This is a genomic window from Quadrisphaera sp. GCM10027208, assembly GCF_042658805.1.
Taxonomy (GTDB): domain Bacteria; phylum Actinomycetota; class Actinomycetes; order Actinomycetales; family SCSIO-59966; genus SCSIO-59966.
Genome location: NZ_JBHSRC010000003.1, coordinates 372,093 through 391,040, shown reverse-complemented (window position 1 = coordinate 391,040; position 18,948 = coordinate 372,093). Strand labels below are relative to the sequence as shown.

The window sequence follows — 18,948 nt, the reverse complement described above, 5'->3', positions numbered from 1 at the left end:
AGTCCGTCCCCATGTCCGCCATCTCCCGCAGCGAGGTCGCGCACCTCGCTCACCTGGCGCGGATCGACCTCACCGACGACGAGCTGGACCGGCTCGCCGGCCAGCTCGACGCCATCGTCGACGCCGTCGCCACCGTGTCCACGGTGGCCGGTGAGGACGTGCCGGCCACCTCCCACCCGCTGCCGCTGACCAACGTCACCCGCCCCGACGAGGTCCGGCCCTCGCTCACCGCCGAGCAGGCCCTCTCCGGCGCGCCGGACAGCGAGCAGCAGCGGTTCCGGGTGCCGCGGATCCTCGAGGAGGAGCAGTGACCGACCTCACCCGCCTGGACGCCGCCGACCTCGCCGGCCGGCTCGCCGCCGGGGAGGTCAGCTCGCAGGAGGTGACCAGGGCCCACCTGGACCGGATCGAGGCCGTCGACGGCGTCGTCCACGCCTTCCTCCACGTGGCCGCCGACCGGGCGCTGGCCGCCGCTCGGGACGTCGACCGGCGGCGGGCCGCGGGCGAGCCGCTCGGCCCGCTGGCGGGCGTCCCGGTCGCCGTCAAGGACGTCCTGGTCACTACCGGCATGCCGACGACCTGCGGCTCCCGGATGCTCGAGGGCTGGGTGCCGCCCTACGACGCCACCGTGGTGCGCCGGCTCGCCGACGGCGGCCTCGTCGTCCTCGGCAAGACGAACATGGACGAGTTCGCGATGGGGTCGAGCACCGAGCACTCCGCGTTCGGGCCCACCCGCAACCCGTGGGACACCGACCGGATCCCGGGCGGGTCCGGCGGCGGGTCCGCCGCGGCCGTCGCGGCCTTCGAGGCCCCGCTGGCCATCGGCACCGACACCGGCGGGTCCATCCGTCAGCCCGGTGCCGTCACCGGCACGGTCGGGGTCAAGCCGACCTACGGCGGCGTGTCCCGCTACGGCCTCGTCGCCCTGGCCTCCAGCCTTGACCAGGCCGGTCCGGTCACCCGGTCGGTGCTCGACGCGGCCCTGCTGCACGAGACCATCGGCGGGCACGACCCGCTGGACTCGACGTCCCTGCCGGACGACGTCCCCGCCCTGGTGGAGGCCGCCCGCCGGGGCGCGTCCGGCGACGGGCTGCACGGTCTGCGCGTCGGTCTGGTCCGGGAGCTCGACGGTGACGGGTACGCCCCCGAGGTGCGCGCCCGCTTCCACGAGGCCGTCGACCTGCTCGCCGGCGCCGGCGCCGAGATCGTCGAGGTGTCGTGCCCGAGCTTCGCGTCCGCGCTCGCCGCGTACTACCTCATCCTGCCGAGCGAGGCGAGCAGCAACCTCGCCAAGTTCGACGCGATGCGCTACGGCCTGCGGGTGCTGCCCGACGGGGTCGGCGCCCCCACCGCGGCCCAGGTGATGGCCGCGACCCGCGCCGTCGGGTTCGGCGAGGAGGTGAAGCGCCGGATCATCCTCGGCACCTACGCCCTGTCCGCGGGCTATTACGACGCCTACTACGGCAGCGCGCAGAAGGTCCGCACACTCATCCAGCGCGACTTCGCCGCCGCGTTCGAGCGTGCCGACGTCCTGGTGTCCCCCACGGCGCCGACGGTCGCGTTCCGGCTGGGGGAGAAGCTGGAGGACCCGCTGGCCATGTACCTCAACGACATCGCGACGATCCCCGCCAACCTCGCCGGCGTGCCCGGGATGAGCCTGCCCAGCGGGCTCGCCGAGGACGACCTGCCCGCCGGCGTCCAGCTGCTCGCCCCGGCCCGCGCCGACGACCGGCTCTACCACGTCGGCGCCGCCCTGGAGGCCATGCTCACCGAGCGCTGGGGCGGCCGCCTGCTCGACCGGGCCCCGGAGGTGACGGCGTGAGCACCGAGACGGTGACCCCGATGGGGTTCGAGGAGGCGATGGAACGCTTCGACCCGGTGCTGGGCCTGGAGGTCCACGTCGAGCTCAGCACCGCGACGAAGATGTTCTGCGGGTGCCCGACGGAGTTCGGCGCCGAACCGAACACCCAGGTCTGCCCCACCTGCCTCGGTCTGCCCGGGGCGCTGCCGGTGCTCAACGCCGCCGCCGTGGAGTCGGCCATCCGGATCGGGCTGGCGCTCAACTGCGACATCGCCTCGTGGTGCCGGTTTGCGCGCAAGAACTACTTCTACCCGGACATGCCGAAGAACTACCAGGTCTCCCAGTACGACGAGCCGATCGCCACCGGCGGCTGGCTCGACGTCGAGGTGCCGGCCCCCGAGGGCAGCGACGCCGCACCCGAGGTGGTGCGGGTCGAGATCGAGCGCGCCCACATGGAGGAGGACACCGGCAAGTCCCTGCACGTCGGCGGCGGCACCGGCCGCATCCACGGCGCGGAGTACTCGCTGCTCGACTACAACCGGGCCGGCGTGCCGCTGATCGAGATCGTCACCAAGCCGGTCGAGGGCACCGGGTCACGGGCCCCGGAGGTCGCCCGCGCGTACGTCGCCACCCTGCGGGACCTGCTGCGGGCGCTCGGGGTGTCCGACGTCCGGATGGAGCAGGGGTCGCTGCGCTGCGACGTCAACCTCTCCCTGCGGGAGAGTCCGCAGGCCCCGCTGGGCACCCGCACCGAGACGAAGAACGTCAACTCGCTGCGCTCGGTCGAGCGGGCCGTCCGCTACGAGATCGGCCGGCAGGCGGCGGTGCTCGCCGCGGGAGGCCGGGTGCACCAGGAGACCCGGCACTGGCACGAGGACACCGGGCTGACCACGCCGGGGCGCAGCAAGGAGACCGCCGAGGACTACCGCTACTTCCCCGAGCCCGACCTCGTGCCCGTCGCCCCCGACCCGGCCTGGGTGGAGGAGCTGCGCGGCACCCTGCCGGAGCCGCCGGCGCAGCACCGGCGCCGGCTGCAGGCGCAGTGGGGGTTCTCCGACCTGGAGATGCGCGACGTCCTCAACGCCGGTGCGGTGCCGCTGATCGAGGCCACCGTGGCGGCGGGGGCCAGCCCCGCCGCCGCCCGCAAGTGGTGGAGCGGTCCGGTCGCCCGACGGGCCAAGGAGGACGGCGTCGACCTGGCGGACCTCGGCATCACCCCCGCGCAGGTCGCCGAGCTGCAACGGCTCGTCGACACCGGCCGGATCAACGACAAGCTCGCCCGCCAGGTCCTCGACGGGGTGCTGGCCGGTGAGGGCGACCCCGAGCAGGTGGTCGCCGCCCGCGGGCTCGAGGTGGTCAGCGACGACGGCGCCCTCGGGGCAGCCGTCGACCGGGCGATCAGCGCCAACCCCGACGTCGCCGACAAGATCCGGGCGGGCAAGGTGGCCGCCGCCGGTGCTCTGATCGGCGCGGTGATGAAGGAGATGCGCGGGCAGGCGGACGCCGGGCGGGTCCGCGAGCTCGTCCTGGAGCGGCTCGGCCAGTCCGGCTGAGCGGGCGTCAGCCCAGCGGCAGGCGGACCAGCCGGTCGTCGCCGGGGCGGGGCTCGCCGCGGGCGGTGTTGTTCGTCAGCACCCACAGGGCGCCCCCGTCCGGGGCCAGGACGACGTCGCGCAGCCGGCCCAGCTCCCCGGTGAGCAGGGCCTCCGGCTCGCCCACCTGGCCGTCGTCCAGCGGCACCCGCCACAGGCGCTGCCCGCGCAGGGCGGCCAGGTAGACGGCGTCACCGGTGACGAGCAGCCCGCTGGGGGAGGCGTCCGCCGTCGGCCAGGTGAGCAGCGGGTCGACGAAGTCGTCGTCACCGCCGGGCCCCTCGACGTACGGCCAGCCGTAGTTGGCGCCCGGCTCGAGCAGGTTCAGCTCGTCGAGCCGGTCGGTGCCGAACTCGCTGGCGTACAGCCGACCCTCTGCGTCCCAGCCCAGGCCCTGCACGTTGCGGTGCCCCACGGTCCAGACCGGGGAGCCCGGGAACGGGTTGTCCGCGGGGACACCGCCGTCGGGTGTGAGCCGGAGCACCTTGCCGCCCAGCGAACCGAGGTCCTGGGCCAGGTCCGCCTGGCCGGCGTCCCCGGTGGTGGCGTAGAGCATGCCGTCCGGGCCGAACGCGATCCGCCCCCCGTTGTGGTTGACCCCGGCGGGGATGCCCTCGAGCAGCACCTCCGGCTCCCCGAGGGTGAGCCCGTCCAGCGGCGCCCGCACGACGCGGTTGCCGTCCGCGGCGGTGAGGTAGAGGTACACCAGGGCGTCCTCGGTGAACGTCGGGGAGACCGCCACGCCGAGCAGCCCGCCCTCCCCGTCCGGCCGCACGCCCGGCACCCGGCCGTCCTCGCCGGTGGCGGTGACGACCTCCGGCGTGCCGTCCGCGCCGACTCGGACGAGCTGTGCCCGGTCACGCAGCGAGACCAGCGCCGACCCGTCCGGCAGCACCGCCACCGACCACGGCACGTCGAGGTCGGTGACGACGTCGCGGGGTGCGCCGGGACGTCCCGTCACCCGGGTCGCGGCGTCCGGGCCGACGGCGGTGGGCGTGGCGGCCGGCTGGGACCCGGTCCCGTCCCCGGTCACCGTGGGGGCCGGCGCCGCCGCCTGGCCGGTCCCGCCACTCTGCTGTTCCGGGGAGTCCGTGCACGAGGCGAGCAGGGCGGTCGCGACGGCGGCGGACAGGGCGGCGAGCGCAGCGCGGGGCACGGCAGCAGTGTGCCTCCCAGGGGTGGCCGGCGGCACGGCGTCGCTGCCACGATGCCGGGCATGCTGTCGTTCCCGGAGTCCTGGGTGATCACCCTGCCGGACGCCCAGTGGGTGGAGGATCTCGGCGACCTGCCCGGGGGGGTGCGCGCCGCCGTCTGGGACGTCGAGCACCCGCCCGCCGGCGCGCTCGGCACCGACCTCGCCGACGTGGCCGTCGTCGTCCCGCCCTACCTGCACCCGGCCCGCGGCCTCCCGTCGCTGCGGGACCTGCCGGCACTGCGGCTGGTCCAGACGCTCACCACCGGGTACGACGCGGTCGCCCCGCACGTCCCGCCCGGGGTCGCCCTGGCGACGGCGTCCGGGGTGCACGACGCGGCGACCGCCGAGCTCGCCGTCGGGCTCGCCCTCGCCTCGCTGCGCGGCATCGACGACGCGGCGCGGGACATGGAGTCCGCCCGCTGGCGGCACGTGCTGCGGCCCTCCCTCGCCGACCGGCGGGTGCTCGTCGTCGGCACCGGTGGCATCGGCCGCGCCGTCGTCGAGCGGCTGCGGCCGTTCGAGGTCGCCCTCACCCGGGTCGCGACCCGGGCCCGGCAGGACGACGACGGTCACGTGCACGGCGTGGACGAGCTGCCCGCGCTGCTGCCCGGGCACGACGTCGTCGTGCTCGCCGTGCCGCTGACCCAGCGCACCCGTCACCTCGTCGACGCCGCGTTCCTCGCCGCGATGCCGGACGGTGCGCTGCTCGTCAACGTCTCGCGCGGCCAGGTCGTCGACACCGGCGCGCTGCTCGCCGAGCTGCGCCGGCACCGGCTGCGGGCGGCCCTGGACGTGGTCGACCCGGAGCCGCTGCCCGCCGACCACCCGCTGTGGGGAGCCCCCGGGCTGCTGATCACCCCGCACGTCGGCGGGGACACCACGGCGATGCGGCCACGGGCGCTCGAGCTGCTGCGCGACCAGGTGGCCCGGCTGGCGCGCGGCGAGCCGCCACGCAACCTCGTCCCGGACTCCCGTCTCGGCACGTGAGCGCAGCGTCTTAGGACTCGGACGATCGGTACAGTGCGGTCATGACCGAGGTGCCCACCCAGTCCGACATCAAGCCCCGCAGCCGGGACGTCACCGACGGCCTGGAGCGTGCTGCCGCCCGCGGCATGCTGCGCGCGGTGGGGATGGGGGACGAGGACTTCGCCAAGCCCCAGGTCGGCGTCGCCAGCAGCTGGAACGAGATCACCCCGTGCAACCTGTCGCTGGACCGGCTCGCCCAGGCGGCCAAGGACGGCGTGCACGCCGCCGGCGGCTACCCGCTGGAGTTCGGCACGATCTCCGTGTCCGACGGGATCTCGATGGGCCACGAGGGGATGCACTTCTCCCTGGTGTCACGTGAGGTCATCGCCGACAGCGTCGAGACGGTCATGCAGGCCGAGCGCCTCGACGGGTCGGTGCTGCTGGCCGGGTGCGACAAGTCGCTGCCCGGGATGCTGATGGCCGCGGCGCGTCTCGACCTCGCCAGCGTCTTCCTCTACGCCGGGTCGACGCTGCCCGGCATCGCCAAGCTGTCCGACGGCACCGAGCGCGAGGTCACCATCATCGACGCCTTCGAGGCCGTCGGGGCGTGCGCGCGGGGGCTGATGAGCCGCGCGGACGTCGACGCGATCGAGCGCGCGATCTGCCCCGGTGAGGGGGCCTGCGGCGGCATGTACACCGCCAACACCATGGCCAGCGCGGCCGAGGCCCTCGGCATGTCCCTGCCCGGCAGCGCCGCGCCGCCGGCCACCGACCGCCGCCGCGACGGGTACGCCCGGCGCTCCGGGCAGGCCGTCGTCGGCATGCTCGCCCGCGGCATCACCGCCCGGCAGGTGATGACCCGCGAGGCGTTCGAGAACGCGGTGGCCGTCGTCATGGCCCTCGGCGGGTCGACCAATGCCGTTCTGCACCTGCTCGCCATCGCGCACGAGGCCGAGGTCGAGTTCACCCTCGACGACATCCAGCGCGTCGGCGACCGCGTCCCGCACCTCGCCGACGTCAAGCCGTTCGGCCGGCACGTCATGACCGACGTGGACCGGGTCGGTGGTGTCCCGGTCGTCATGAAGGCGCTGCTGGACGCCGGGCTGCTGCACGGCGACTGCCTCACGGTCACCGGCCGCACCGTGGCGGAGAACCTCGCCGACATCGCGCCGCCCGACCCCGACGGACAGGTCCTGCGGGCGCTCGCCGACCCGATCCACGCCACCGGCGGCCTGACCATCCTGCGGGGGTCGCTGGCACCTGACGGCGCTGTCGTCAAGAGCGCCGGCTTCGAGCGCACGGAGTTCGTCGGCACCGCGCGCGTGTTCGACCGGGAACGGGCCGCGATGGACGCGCTCGAGGACGGCACGATCGGCGCCGGGGACGTCGTCGTCATCCGCTACGAGGGCCCCAAGGGCGGCCCGGGCATGCGGGAGATGCTCGCCATCACCGGGGCTATCAAGGGCGCCGGCCTCGGCAAGGACGTGCTGCTGCTCACCGACGGCCGGTTCAGCGGCGGGACGACCGGGCTGTGCGTCGGGCACCTGTGCCCGGAGGCCGTCGACGGCGGGCCGATCGCCTTCGTCCGCGACGGCGACCGGATCCGCCTGGACCTGCGGACCCGCGCCCTCGACCTGCTCGTCGACGACGACGAGCTCGAGCGGCGCCGGGCCGGCTGGCAGCCGCTGCCACCCCGCTACACCCGCGGCGTCCTGGCCAAGTACGCCCGGCTCGTCGGTCCGGCGTCCGGGGGTGCCGTGTGCGACTGACCGGCCGGCCGCTGCCGGTGACGTCCGGATACCGAGCGTCCGGATACCGAGCGTCCGGATGCCGAGACGTGCGTCCCACGGCGTTGACACCGGGGGTGAACCGCAGCAACCTGGCGGCGTGCGGACCAACTCCCGGCTCCTCGTACTCGGACGGCGCGCGTAAGCCGACCCGAGAGCCGACCTGACCGCGCGCGACCCCTCGCTGAGCCTCCGGGCCGAGGGGTTTTTTCGTGCCGCAGCACCGAGCGGACCACCCCGGCCCGCGTCACCACCGAAGGGAAGCCAGATGTCCAGCGGACCACGTGCGGTGCCCCGCCCCGCACCCCGGCCCAGCGGCCGGCGCGTCGACGAGGCCCCGGCCGACCGACCGGCCCCGGCACACCCGGAGCCGGTACGCACCACCGGGGCCGGCAGCCTCGTACTGGCCCTCGAGGCCGCCGGGGTGGACGTGGTCTTCGGCATCCCGGGCGGGGCGATCCTGCCGGCCTACGACCCGCTGCTGGACAGCGAGAAGGTCCGCCACATCCTCGTCCGCCACGAGCAGGGCGCCGGGCACGCCGCGGCCGGCTACGCCCAGGCGACCGGCCGGGTCGGGGTCTGCATGGCGACGTCCGGACCGGGGGCGACGAACCTCGTCACCGCCATCGCCGACGCCCACATGGACTCCGTGCCCGTGGTCGCGATCACCGGTCAGGTGTCCAGCGCGGCGATCGGCACCGACGCCTTTCAGGAGGCGGACATCGCCGGGATCACGATGCCGATCACGAAGCACAACTACCTCGTCACCGACGCCGACGACATCCCGCGCACGATCGCCGAGGCCTTCCACATCGCCGGTACCGGGCGGCCCGGCCCCGTGCTCGTCGACATCTCCAAGGACGCCCTGCAGGCCGCGACGACGTTCCGCTGGCCCACCCGGATCGACCTGCCGGGCTACCGCCCGGTAACCCGCCCGCACGGCAAGCAGGTGCGCGAGGCCGCCCGGCTGCTCGCCACCTCCCGTCGTCCGGTGCTCTACGTCGGGGGCGGGGTGATCAAGGCCGACGCGACCGAGGAGCTGCGGCGGCTCGTCGACCTGTCCGGTGCACCCGCGGTCACGACGCTGATGGCCCGCGGCGCCCTGCCCGACTCCCACCCGCAGAACCTCGGCATGCCCGGGATGCACGGCACCGTCGCGGCCGTCACCGCGCTGCAGAAGGCCGACCTCATCGTGTCCCTCGGTGCCCGGTTCGACGACCGGGTCACCGGCCAGCTGTCGACGTTCGCGCCGCACGCCACCGTCGTGCACGCCGACATCGACCCGGCCGAGATCTCGAAGAACCGGGTCGCGGACGTGCCCATCGTCGGGGACGCCAAGGAGGTCATCGCCGAGCTCGTCACCGCCCTGGCCGAGGAGCACGCCAGCTGCGGGCGGCCCGACCTGGCGCCCTGGTGGCGGCAGGTGGACTCCTGGCGGGAGACCTACCCGCTCGGGTACACCGAGCCGGACGACGGCACGCTGTCGCCCCAGTACGTGATCGAGCGGCTGGGCGCGCTCGCCGGCCCGGACGCCGTCTACGTCGCCGGGGTCGGTCAGCACCAGATGTGGGCCGCCCAGTTCATCCGGTACGAGAAGCCTCGCAGCTGGATCAACTCCGGCGGCCTGGGGACGATGGGCTTCGCCGTCCCGGCTGCCATGGGGGCCCAGGTCGGGCGCCCGGACGCCACCGTCTGGGCGGTCGACGGCGACGGCTGCTTCCAGATGACGAACCAGGAGCTCGCCACCTGCGCCATCAACGGCATCCCGATCAAGGTGGCGATCATCAACAACTCCAGCCTCGGCATGGTGCGCCAGTGGCAGACCCTCTTCTACGACGGCCGGTACTCCCACACCGACCTGCACACCGGTTCGGCGGTCGAGGCCGGCCAGCGGGTGCCGGACTTCGTCAAGCTCGCCGACGCCTACGGCTGCGTGGGCCTGCGCTGCGAGCGGCCCCAGGACGTCGACGACGTGCTGCGCCGCGCGATGGAGGTCACCGACCGGCCGGTGGTCATCGACTTCGTCGTCCACCGGGACGCGATGGTCTGGCCGATGGTGCCCGCCGGGGTCAGTAACGACGACATCCAGGTCGCCCGGGGCACCGCCCCCGTCTGGGACCGGGAGGAGGGGTAGCGATGAGCCGTCACACCCTGTCGGTGCTGGTGGAGAACAAGCCCGGCGTGCTCACCCGGGTCGCCGGCCTGTTCGCCCGCCGCGGGTTCAACATCCACTCCCTGGCCGTCGGCCCCACCGAGCACGACGACGTCTCCCGGATGACCGTGGTCGTCGACGTCGACGAGCTGCCGCTGGAGCAGGTCACCAAGCAGCTCAACAAGCTCGTCAACGTGCTGAAGATCGTCGAGCTGGCGCCGGAGGCCTCGGTGCAGCGCGAGCAGGTGCTGGTGAAGGTCCGCGCCGAGGCCGCGACCCGCTCCCAGGTCCTCGACGTCGTCACCCTGTTCCGCGCCAAGGTCGTCGACGTCGCTGCCGACTCCCTCACCGTCGAGGCGACCGGCGACAGCGAGAAGATCGAGGCGCTGCTGCGGGTGCTCGAGCCGTTCGGCATCCGCGAGCTCGTCCAGTCCGGGATGGTCGCCATCGGACGGGGCGGGCGCTCGATCACCGACCGGGCGCTGCGCACGGCCTGACTCCAGGACCTCACGAGACCCGACCTGACCCCGACCGATCCTCAGACACACCGCCAGACACCACCAGGCACCCCGAGACACAGGAGAACCCCTACCGTGGCCGAGATGTTCTACGACGACGACGCCGACCTCAGCCTCATCCAGCAGCGCAACGTGGCCGTCCTCGGCTACGGCAGCCAGGGGCACGCCCACGCCCTGTCCCTGCGCGACTCCGGCGTCGACGTCCGGGTCGGGCTGCCGGAGGGCAGCCGCAGCCGGGCCAAGGCCGAGGCCGAGGGGCTACGCGTCGTCACCCCGTACGAGGCGTGCGAGGAGGCGGACCTGATCATGGTCCTGGTCCCCGACCACGTGCAGCGGCACCTCTACGCCGAGGCGGTCGCCCCCAACCTCGTCGACGGCGACGCCCTGTTCTTCGGTCACGGCTTCAACATCCGGTTCGGCTACATCGAGCCGCCGGCGGGCGTGGACGTCGCGATGGTCGCCCCGAAGGGCCCCGGCCACCTCGTCCGCCGGGAGTACGTCGACGGCCGGGGCGTGCCGGTGCTCGTCGCGGTGGAGCAGGACCCGAGCGGCGGCGCCTGGCCGCTCGCCCTGGCCTACGCCAAGGCCATCGGCGGGCTGCGGGCCGGCGGCATCCGGACGACGTTCACCGAGGAGACCGAGACCGACCTGTTCGGTGAGCAGGCCGTCCTGTGCGGCGGGGTGTCCAAGCTCGTCCAGTACGGCTTCGAGACGCTCACCGAGGCCGGCTACCAGCCCGAGGTCGCCTACTTCGAGTGCCTGCACGAGCTCAAGCTCATCGTCGACCTCATGTACGAGGGCGGCATCGCCAAGCAGCGCTGGAGCGTCTCGGACACGGCCGAGTACGGCGACTACGTCTCCGGCCCGCGCGTCATCGACCCCCACGTCAAGGAGAACATGCAGGCAGTGCTGGAGGACATCCGCAACGGCTCGTTCGCCCGGCGGTTCATCGAGGACCAGGACGCCGGCGCGCCGGAGTTCCGCCGGCTGCGCGCGCAGGAGGAGCAGCACCCGATCGAGGCCACCGGGCGAGAGCTGCGCAAGCTCATGAGCTGGGTGCGCAGCGACGACTCCGACTACACCGAGGGCACCGCGGCCCGCTGATAGTCCGGAAGGTGAGACAGGATGGACCGGCAGGTGGACGACGGGCGTAGCCTGGGTCCTGCTATGCGGCACGCCCTCATCCTTCGCTGCCGCGGCGGGGCCTGAGCCGGTCGGTCGCCCCGCCGCGGAGACCCCGCGCACCGACCGCAGGTCCGACCACAGCGAAACCGACGCCGGCAGCGAGCCGGCACACCGAGAGGGGCATCCCGTGGACGACGCAGCTCGCCAGGCACTGCAGGAGTCGATGGACCGCCGCGACCAGGGTCGTTGACCCGCGGCACCACCACCGAACGGACCCCGGGCACCTGAGGTGCCCGGGGTCCGCGCACGTGCCGGACTGTTCAGCTGCTGGACGCACCGTCCGACCGGTGGACGTCGCGCCGTAGGGTCGGAGGATGAGCGACGCGATCCGGGTGGCCGTGGTGGGCGGGGACGGCATCGGTCCCGAGGTCACCGCGGAGGCCCTCAAGGTGCTGCGCGCGGCCGACCCGGGCGCGACCGTGGAGACCACCGAGTACGACCTCGGCGCCCGCCGCTGGCACGCCACCGGCGAGACCCTGCCCGACTCGGTGCTCGAGGAGATCCGCGGGCACGACGCGATCCTGCTGGGGGCCGTCGGGGACCCGAGCGTGCCGAGCGGCGTCCTGGAGCGCGGGCTGCTGCTGCGGCTGCGGTTCGAGCTCGACCACTACGTCAACCTGCGCCCCGCCCGGCTGTTCCCCGGGGTGCTCTCTCCGCTGGCCGAGCCCGGTGATGTCGACGTCGTCGTCGTCCGGGAGGGCACCGAGGGCCCGTACACCGGTAACGGCGGCGCGCTGCGGGTCGGGACGCCGCAGGAGGTCGCCACCGAGGTCAGCGTCAACACCGCTTTCGGCGTCGAGCGCGTCGTCCGCGACGCCTTCGCCCGGGCGCAGCGCCGTCCGCGGCGGCGGCTGACCCTCGTCCACAAGCACAACGTGCTGTCCTACGCCGGGCACCTGTGGCGCCGCACGGTCGACGCCGTCGGGGCGCAGTTCCCCGACGTCACGGTCGACTACCTGCACGTCGACGCGGCCACCATCTTCCTCGTCACGGACCCGGGGCGCTTCGACGTCGTCGTCACCGACAACCTCTTCGGTGACATCGTCACCGACCTGGCTGCCGCGGTGACGGGCGGCATCGGGCTGGCGGCGTCCGGCAACATCAACCCGGACCGGACCACGCCGAGCATGTTCGAGCCGGTGCACGGGTCGGCTCCGGACATCGCCGGCACCGGCAGAGCGGACCCGACGGCCGCCATCCTCTCCGCGGCGATGCTGCTGGAGCACCTGGGGCGCACGGACGCCGCGGCCCGGGTGGTGGAGGCGGTCGCCGCCGACCTCGCCGTCCGGGGGACCGCCCCGCGCAGCACCCAGGAGATCGGTGACGCCGTGGCCGGTCGCCTCGGCTGACGGGTACGGTGCGGACCCATGAGTACGACCGCGCCGCACCGCACCTCGTCCCTGCAGTTCGAGCTGACGCCCAGTGCGCACCCCCGGTCCGAGGCGGAGCGGGAGGCGATCCTCGCCGCCCCCGGCTTCGGCAAGTACTTCACCGACCACATGGCGCGGGCCCGGTGGACCGCCGAGAGCGGTTGGGGAGAGGCCCGGGTGGAGGCCTACGGTCCGCTCCAGCTGGATCCCTCGGCCGCCGTCCTGCACTACGCGCAGGAGATCTTCGAGGGGCTCAAGGCCTACCGGCACGAGGACGGGTCGATCTGGGCCTTCCGGCCCGAGGCGAACGCCGCCCGGTTCACCCGCTCGGCACGTCGACTGGCGCTGCCCGAGCTGCCCGAGGACGCCTTCCTGGCCTCCATCGAGGCTCTCGTGGCCGCCGACGCGGCGTGGGTGCCGACCGGCGGTGAGGCGTCGCTGTACCTGCGGCCGTTCATGTTCGCCTCCGAGGGCTTCCTCGGCGTCCGGCCGGCCGCCCGCGTGGACTACCTGGTGATCGCCTCCCCGGCCGGCGCGTACTTCCCGGGGGGAGTGCAGCCGGTGAGCATCTGGCTCTCCCGCGACTACACCCGTGCCGCACCCGGGGGCACCGGCTCGGCGAAGTGCGGCGGGAACTACGCAGCGAGCCTGGCTGCCCAGCGGGAGGCGGCCGAGCACGGCTGCGACCAGGTCTGCTTCCTCGACGCGGTCGAGGGGCGGTGGGTCGAGGAGCTCGGTGGGATGAACCTGTACTTCGTCCACCGGGACGGCACCGTGGTCACCCCCGCGCTGACCGGGACCATCCTCGAGGGCGTGACCCGGGACTCCATCCTCACCCTGGCCCGCGAGCAGGGGCTCGGCGTCCAGGAGCGACCGGTCTCGGTGCAGGAGTGGACCGAGGGCGTCGCGTCCGGGGACATCGTCGAGGTCTTCGCCTGCGGGACGGCCGCCGTCATCACCCCCGTCGGCCGGCTGCTGGACGGCGACACCGAGGTCTCGACCGGCGACCGGCCCGGCGAGGTGACGATGCGGTTGCGGGACGCGCTGCTCGACCTCCAGTACGGCCGCACCGAGGACACCCACGGCTGGATGCGCCGCCTCACCCCCTGACCTGTCCGACCTCCCCTCCGTGATCATGCAATCCCGCCACCCTCGTGGTGCGTGGTCCCTCCCCCTCCCCCTTGTCCGTGATCATGCAATCCCGCCACCCTCGGTGTGCGTGATCCCTCCACCCCCTCGTCCGTGATCATGCAATCCCGCCACCCAGCCGCCGCAACAGAATGCTGTGCTCCGCAGGCTTCTTGCGGCGTGTTGCGCCAGCAACCCAGCATTCTGCGAGCGGACGGACGGTGGTGCGGGTGGCGGGATTGCATGATCACGAAGGGGTGGACGGTGGTCCGGATGGTGGATGGGTGGTACCGGACGGCGGGACGACGTGCCAGGATGTCGCCGTGACCACCACCGTGATCATTACCTGAGGCGCGCCGGCACCACCCCGCCGAGCGCGCAGACCTCCCGTACCCGGGGGGTCTTTTTCGTTGTCGGAGCAGCTCGACGTCTGAGCAGCTCGTACTCCAGGCCCGAGGGACATCGTGAACGCCAGCACCGCCAGCACCTCGAGAGCAGCCGGCATCGAGGTCTACGACACCACCCTGCGCGACGGGGCCCAGCAGGAGGGCCTGTCCCTGTCGGTGGGTGACAAGCTCGCCATCGCCGGGCACCTCGACGACCTGGGCGTCGACTACATCGAGGGCGGCTGGCCCGGCGCGATCCCCAAGGACACGGAGTTCTTCCACCGTGCTGCCCAGGAGCTGACCCTCCGGCACGCGGTCCTGACGGCGTTCGGCGCGACCCGCCGACCCGACCGTCGGGCGGACGACGACCCGCAGGTCCGGGCGCTGCTGGACTCCCAGGCCGCTGTGGTCACCCTCGTCGCCAAGAGCCACCCCCGGCACGTGGAGTCCGCGCTGCGGACGACGCTCGCCGAGAACCTGGCCATGGTGCGCGACACGGTGCGCCTGCTCCGGCAGGAGGGGCGACGCGTCGTCCTGGACGCCGAGCACTTCTTCGACGGGTACCGCGCCGACCGCACCTACGCGCTCGAGGTGGTGCGCGCCGCCGCGGAGGCCGGGGCCGAGGTCGTCGCGCTGTGCGACACGAACGGCGGGATGCTGCCGGCCGACGTCGCCGGCGCGGTCGCCGACGTGCTGGAGACGACCGGAGCCCGGCTCGGGATCCACTGCCACAACGACACCGGCTGCGCCGTGGCGAACACCCTCGCCGCGGTGGACGCCGGCGCGACCCAGGTGCAGGGCACGCTCAACGGGTACGGCGAGCGGACCGGGAACGCCGACCTGCTCACCGTCGTCGCCGACCTCGTGCTCAAGCAGGGCCGCCCGGTGCTGGACCCGACGCGGCTTCGGGAGGCGACCCGGGTCGCGCACGCGGTCAGTGAGATCACGAACGTGCCGCCCTACTCCCGCCAGCCCTACGTCGGAGCGAGCGCCTTCGCGCACAAGGCGGGCCTGCACGCCTCGGCGATCCGGGTGGACCCCGACCTGTACCAGCACGTCGACCCCGGGGCGGTCGGCAACGACATGCGAATGCTGGTCTCGGACATGGCGGGCCGGGCCAGCATCGAGCTCAAGGGCCGCGAGCTCGGCTACGACCTCGCCGGCGAGCCAGAGGTCCTCAGCCGGGTCATCGCGCGGGTCAAGGCCCTGGAGGCCGCCGGGTACACGTTCGAGGCCGCGGACGCCTCCTTCGAGCTGCTGCTGCGCGAGGAGGTCGAGGGGGCCCGCGCGGCCCTGTTCGACGTGGAGAGCTGGCGGGTCATCACCGACTACCGCGAGGCCGACCGGGACGCCCGGTCCGAGGCCACCGTCAAGCTGCACGCGGCCGGTCGCCGGCACGTCGCCACCGGCGAGGGCAACGGCCCGGTCAACGCCCTGGACCAGGCCCTGCGCCAGGCGCTGCTGCCCGCCTACCCCGAGCTGGAGCGGATGGAGCTCATCGACTTCAAGGTCCGGATCCTCGACGCCGCGCACGGCACGGACGCCGTCACCCGGGTGCTGATCGAGACCACGGACGGGCAGACGAGCTGGCAGACGGTCGGCGTCGGTCCGAACGTCGTCGAGGCCTCCTGGGAGGCGCTCGTCGACGGGGCCGTCTACGGCCTGCTGCGCCAGGGCGTGCAGCGTCGGTGACGTCGAGCCGTCATGCTGGTGGCGTGACCCAGCCCGACGACGGCCAGACCGACAGCACCACCTTCGCCGACCTGGGCCTGCGCAGCGAGCTGCTCGAGGCCCTTGACACCCTCGGCTACGAGGAGCCGACCCCGATCCAGCGGGAGTCGATCCCCTGCCTGCTCGAGGGGCGGGACCTCGTCGGCCAGGCGGCCACCGGGACCGGCAAGACCGCCGCCTTCGCCCTGCCGATCCTGCACCGGCTCGTGGCGGGCTCCAGGCCGGACGCCGCCGGGCCGGTTGCACTCGTGCTCGTGCCCACCCGTGAGCTCGCCGTCCAGGTCTCCGAGGCCGTCCACCGCTACGGCCGCAGCCTCGGCGTCCGGGTGCTGCCGATCTACGGCGGTCAGCCGATCGGCCGCCAGCTCGCCGCCCTCAAGGCCGGTGTCGACGTCGTCGTCGCCACCCCGGGACGGGCCCTGGACCACATCGGACGCCGGACCCTGCGCCTGGACGACCTCGCCGTCGTCGTCCTGGACGAGGCCGACGAGATGCTCGACATGGGCTTCGCCGAGGACATCGGCGCCATCCTCGACGCCACGCCTACTGGCCGGCAGACCGTCTTGTTCTCCGCGACGATGCCGCACCGCATCGACGCCATGGTGCGTCGGTACCTGCGCGACCCCGTCCGGCTGCGGATCGAGCGGGAACGGCCGGCCGAGGGGGAGCAGCCGCAGCTGCGGGAGAGCGCCTACCTCGTGGCCCGTGCCCACAAGCCCGCCGCCCTGGGGCGGATCCTCGACGTCGAGGTGCCGACCGCCGCTCTCGTCTTCTGCCGGACCCGCGACGAGGTCGACCAGCTCACCGAGACCCTCAACGGGCGCGGGTACCGGGCCGAGGCGCTGCACGGCGGGATGGGCCAGGAGCAGCGGGAGCGGGTGATGTCCCGGCTGCGCTCGCAGACCGCCGACCTGCTCGTCGCCACTGACGTCGCCGCGCGCGGGCTGGACGTCGAGCACCTCACCCACGTCGTCAACTACGACGTCCCGTCCGCTCCGGAGGCGTACGTGCACCGGGTCGGCCGGGTCGGTCGGGGCGGCCGTGAGGGCGTGGCGATCACGCTCGCGGAGCCGCGGGAGCACCGGATGCTCAAGACCATCGAGCGGGTCGCCCGGCGCCGGATCACGATGGAGCGGGTGCCCACCGTCGCCGACCTGCGGGCGCGCCGGCTGGAGCTCACCAGGGCCGCGCTCGAGGAGAGCCTGCTCGCCGAGGACCTGGAGGCCTTCCGTGTCGTCGTCGAAGCCCTCACCGACGAGCACGACCTCATGGAGATCGCCCTGGCGGCCGTCAGGCTGGCGCACGAGGCCACCGGCGCCGGGGACGAGGCCGAGATCCCCCAGGTCGCCACCCGGGCGGAGCCGGCGCAGCGACCTGTCCGCAGGGAGCCGGACGCCCGCCCGGAGCGCCGCGGCCCGCGGCCCGTCACGCCCGGTACGACGCGGCTCTACGTCGGCCTCGGCCGGCAGGCGGGTCTGCGCCCGCAGGACCTCGTCGGCGCCATCACCGGCGAGACGTCGCTGTCGGGCAAGCAGATCGGCGCCATCGAGATCACCGAACGGTTCGCCCTCGTCGAGGTGCCGCAGGACGCCGCGCAGGAGGTCATCGACGGCCTGCGCGCCAGCACCGTCCGGGGCCGGACCCCGTACGTCCGCCTCGACCGCCACGCCTAGGGTGCCCCGATGGTGCTCTCGCTCCACCGCCTCGATCCCGCCGGCGACGACCGGGCCGCTCTCGTCGACTTCATGACCCGCAACGTCTTTCCCTTCCACGTTCGCCCGCGGCTCTCGGTCGAGGACGTCGAACGGGCGATCTGCGAGGGGGTGTTCCGCAGCGACGACAACGACTCGTACTGGATCGAGCACCCGCACATGGGCCGGATCGGCTTTCTGCGTCTTGAGGACCTCACCGACTCCGCTCCGCTGCTCGACCTGCGGCTCGACGGACCGTTCCGCGGTCGGGGGCTTGGCGCCCAGGCCTTACGAGCGGCGACCGACCTGGTGTTCGGCACGATGCCGGACGTCAACCGCTTCGAGGGCCAGACCCGCGAGGACAACGTGGCGATGCGCAGGACGTTCCTGCGGTGCGGCTGGGTGAAGGAGGCGCACTACCGGGACGGCTGGCCTGTCGAGGGCGCAGAGCCCGTTGCCTCGGTCGCTTACGGCATCCTGCGCCGCGACTGGCTCACCGGCACGACGACGACCTTCGTCTGGGAGGACCTCGCGCTCTGACTCGCACCGCGCTCCGGCGCCCCCTCGCCGGCGAGCACGGTGTCGCAGACGGCGAGCAGCGCCGCGCGCAGCGGAGCCGCCCGGTCGGCGAACGCCCGCTGGGCCCGGACGTACTCCGCCTTGCCCTGCGGGGTCTCGATCGCGACCGGGGAGTACCCCAGCGCGGACAGGTCGTAGGGCGAGGCGCGCATGTCGAGGGTGCGGACGTCCCGGGCCAGCTCGAGGCAGTCGAGCAGCAGCTCGCCGGGGACGGCGGGCCCGAGCCGGAACGCCGCCTTGTAGAGGTCCATGGTGGCGTGCAGGCAGCCGGGCTGCTCCAGGTCCACCTGCGTGGCCCGGGTGGGCCGCAGCTCGTTGCGGGGCACGGCGTCGTCGGTGAAGAACCGGAACGCGTCGACATGGCTGCACCGCAGGCGGTGGGACTCGACGACCTCGTCGGTGCCCCGGCTGCCCAGGCGCAGCGGCCAGTCCGCGTGCCGGACGGCGTCGGCCGGGCGCCGGTAGACCATCGCCCACTCGTGCAGGCCGAAGCAGCCGAGGTGCGGCGGGCGGGACGCGGTGGCCCGCAGCAGGGCCGCGGTGGCGCGCACGACCCGGCCCTGGTCGGCGAGCAGGGCCGCCACGTCGACGTGCAGGTCCCCGCCGGACCCGGCGGCGTACCAGCGCCAGCCCCGCCGGGCGTCGTCGGCGGGCACGTCGGCCAGCGTGACGCCGACGCCCGGGTGCCAGCGCCGTAGCCGGCCGGGCCGCAGGGAGTAGTACGTGAACAGGAAGTCCTCGACCGGGTGCCGGACGCCGCCGGCGGCCCGGGCACGGTGGGCGGCGGTCAGCCGGTCGGCGCGGTCCTCGTGGGCCGCCTGCCGCGCCGTCCACACCTGCGGCGGCAGCACGGTCACCGGACCAGGG

Annotated in this window: 15 protein-coding genes; 13 read left to right on the top strand and 2 right to left on the bottom strand. The window is 73.9% G+C overall.

Features of this window, described 5'->3' with window-relative positions; genetic code table 11:
• Positions 1-11: 11 nt before the first annotated feature.
• From gatC to gatB, 3 genes are read left to right on the top strand one after another with little or no spacing between them, the layout of a single operon-like run.
• A complete protein-coding gene (gene gatC, locus ACFP6A_RS07275) occupies positions 12-311 on the top strand; it encodes an Asp-tRNA(Asn)/Glu-tRNA(Gln) amidotransferase subunit GatC (protein ID WP_379602727.1) in 300 nt (99 codons plus the stop codon).
• Positions 308-1,822, top strand: a complete 1,515-nt coding sequence (gatA, locus tag ACFP6A_RS07270; protein ID WP_379602725.1) for an Asp-tRNA(Asn)/Glu-tRNA(Gln) amidotransferase subunit GatA — start codon at positions 308-310, stop codon at positions 1,820-1,822. The genes gatC and gatA overlap by 4 nt, the downstream gene beginning before the upstream one ends.
• Positions 1,823-1,842: 20 nt before the next feature.
• Positions 1,843-3,354, top strand: a complete 1,512-nt coding sequence (gene gatB / locus ACFP6A_RS07265) for an Asp-tRNA(Asn)/Glu-tRNA(Gln) amidotransferase subunit GatB (protein WP_379602912.1) — start codon at positions 1,843-1,845, stop codon at positions 3,352-3,354.
• Positions 3,355-3,361: 7 nt separating this feature from the next.
• Here gatB and ACFP6A_RS07260 read toward each other — a convergent pair whose 3' ends face one another.
• Positions 3,362-4,549: a PQQ-dependent sugar dehydrogenase gene (locus tag ACFP6A_RS07260; protein WP_379602723.1), complete on the bottom strand. Its 1,188-nt coding sequence runs from the start codon at positions 4,547-4,549 to the stop codon at positions 3,362-3,364.
• 60 nt (positions 4,550-4,609) lie between these two features.
• Here ACFP6A_RS07260 and ACFP6A_RS07255 point away from each other — a divergent pair, with 60 nt between their 5' ends.
• The 10 genes from ACFP6A_RS07255 (at position 4,610) to ACFP6A_RS07210 (ending at position 18,042) form a co-directional block, all read left to right on the top strand.
• Entirely contained in the window at positions 4,610-5,575 is a 966-nt protein-coding gene (locus ACFP6A_RS07255; protein WP_379602721.1) for a 2-hydroxyacid dehydrogenase, read from the top strand.
• Between the two features lie 41 nt (positions 5,576-5,616).
• A complete protein-coding gene (gene ilvD, locus ACFP6A_RS07250) occupies positions 5,617-7,323 on the top strand; it encodes a dihydroxy-acid dehydratase (RefSeq protein WP_379602719.1) in 1,707 nt (568 codons plus the stop codon).
• A 286-nt stretch (positions 7,324-7,609) separates the two neighbouring features.
• Complete coding sequence (locus tag ACFP6A_RS07245; RefSeq protein ID WP_379602717.1) at positions 7,610-9,475, top strand: acetolactate synthase large subunit; 1,866 nt, start codon at positions 7,610-7,612, stop codon at positions 9,473-9,475.
• Between the two features lie 2 nt (positions 9,476-9,477).
• On the top strand, positions 9,478-9,990 hold the full coding sequence (gene ilvN, locus ACFP6A_RS07240) for an acetolactate synthase small subunit (protein ID WP_379602715.1): 513 nt from the start codon (positions 9,478-9,480) through the stop codon (positions 9,988-9,990).
• A 96-nt stretch (positions 9,991-10,086) separates the two neighbouring features.
• Positions 10,087-11,115, top strand: coding sequence for a ketol-acid reductoisomerase (ilvC, locus tag ACFP6A_RS07235; RefSeq protein WP_379602713.1), 1,029 nt, complete (start codon positions 10,087-10,089; stop codon positions 11,113-11,115).
• A gap of 395 nt (positions 11,116-11,510) precedes the next feature.
• Positions 11,511-12,545, top strand: coding sequence for a 3-isopropylmalate dehydrogenase (locus ACFP6A_RS07230; RefSeq protein ID WP_379602711.1), 1,035 nt, complete (start codon positions 11,511-11,513; stop codon positions 12,543-12,545).
• 18 nt (positions 12,546-12,563) lie between these two features.
• Positions 12,564-13,676 carry a branched-chain amino acid aminotransferase gene (locus ACFP6A_RS07225; protein WP_379602709.1) on the top strand — a complete coding sequence of 371 codons (1,113 nt, stop codon included), beginning with the start codon at positions 12,564-12,566 and terminating at the stop codon, positions 13,674-13,676.
• Positions 13,677-14,158: 482 nt separating this feature from the next.
• Positions 14,159-15,772, top strand: a complete 1,614-nt coding sequence (cimA, locus tag ACFP6A_RS07220) for a citramalate synthase (RefSeq protein ID WP_379602707.1) — start codon at positions 14,159-14,161, stop codon at positions 15,770-15,772.
• Positions 15,773-15,795: 23 nt separating this feature from the next.
• Complete coding sequence (locus ACFP6A_RS07215) at positions 15,796-17,484, top strand: DEAD/DEAH box helicase (RefSeq protein ID WP_379602705.1); 1,689 nt, start codon at positions 15,796-15,798, stop codon at positions 17,482-17,484.
• 9 nt (positions 17,485-17,493) lie between these two features.
• Positions 17,494-18,042: a GNAT family N-acetyltransferase gene (locus ACFP6A_RS07210; protein WP_379602703.1), complete on the top strand. Its 549-nt coding sequence runs from the start codon at positions 17,494-17,496 to the stop codon at positions 18,040-18,042.
• Here the strand turns inward: ACFP6A_RS07210 and ACFP6A_RS07205 are convergent.
• Positions 17,970-18,938: a 3-methyladenine DNA glycosylase gene (locus ACFP6A_RS07205; protein ID WP_379602701.1), complete on the bottom strand. Its 969-nt coding sequence runs from the start codon at positions 18,936-18,938 to the stop codon at positions 17,970-17,972. The genes ACFP6A_RS07210 and ACFP6A_RS07205 overlap by 73 nt on opposite strands.
• Between the last annotated feature and the right edge of the window lie 10 nt (positions 18,939-18,948).

What these genes read in the sequence shown, in the direction of transcription:
- gatC (WP_379602727.1), top strand. Translation starts at nt 12, where the DNA reads ATGTCCGCCATCTCCCGCAGCGAGGTCGCGCACCTCGCTCACCTGGCG.
- gatB (WP_379602912.1), top strand. Translation starts at nt 1,843, where the DNA reads ATGGGGTTCGAGGAGGCGATGGAACGCTTCGACCCGGTGCTGGGCCTG.
- ACFP6A_RS07255 (WP_379602721.1), top strand. Translation starts at nt 4,610, where the DNA reads ATGCTGTCGTTCCCGGAGTCCTGGGTGATCACCCTGCCGGACGCCCAG.
- ilvD (WP_379602719.1), top strand. Translation starts at nt 5,617, where the DNA reads ATGACCGAGGTGCCCACCCAGTCCGACATCAAGCCCCGCAGCCGGGAC.
- ACFP6A_RS07245 (WP_379602717.1), top strand. Translation starts at nt 7,610, where the DNA reads ATGTCCAGCGGACCACGTGCGGTGCCCCGCCCCGCACCCCGGCCCAGC.
- ilvN (WP_379602715.1), top strand. Translation starts at nt 9,478, where the DNA reads ATGAGCCGTCACACCCTGTCGGTGCTGGTGGAGAACAAGCCCGGCGTG.
- ACFP6A_RS07230 (WP_379602711.1), top strand. Translation starts at nt 11,511, where the DNA reads ATGAGCGACGCGATCCGGGTGGCCGTGGTGGGCGGGGACGGCATCGGT.
- ACFP6A_RS07225 (WP_379602709.1), top strand. Translation starts at nt 12,564, where the DNA reads ATGAGTACGACCGCGCCGCACCGCACCTCGTCCCTGCAGTTCGAGCTG.
- ACFP6A_RS07210 (WP_379602703.1), top strand. Translation starts at nt 17,494, where the DNA reads ATGGTGCTCTCGCTCCACCGCCTCGATCCCGCCGGCGACGACCGGGCC.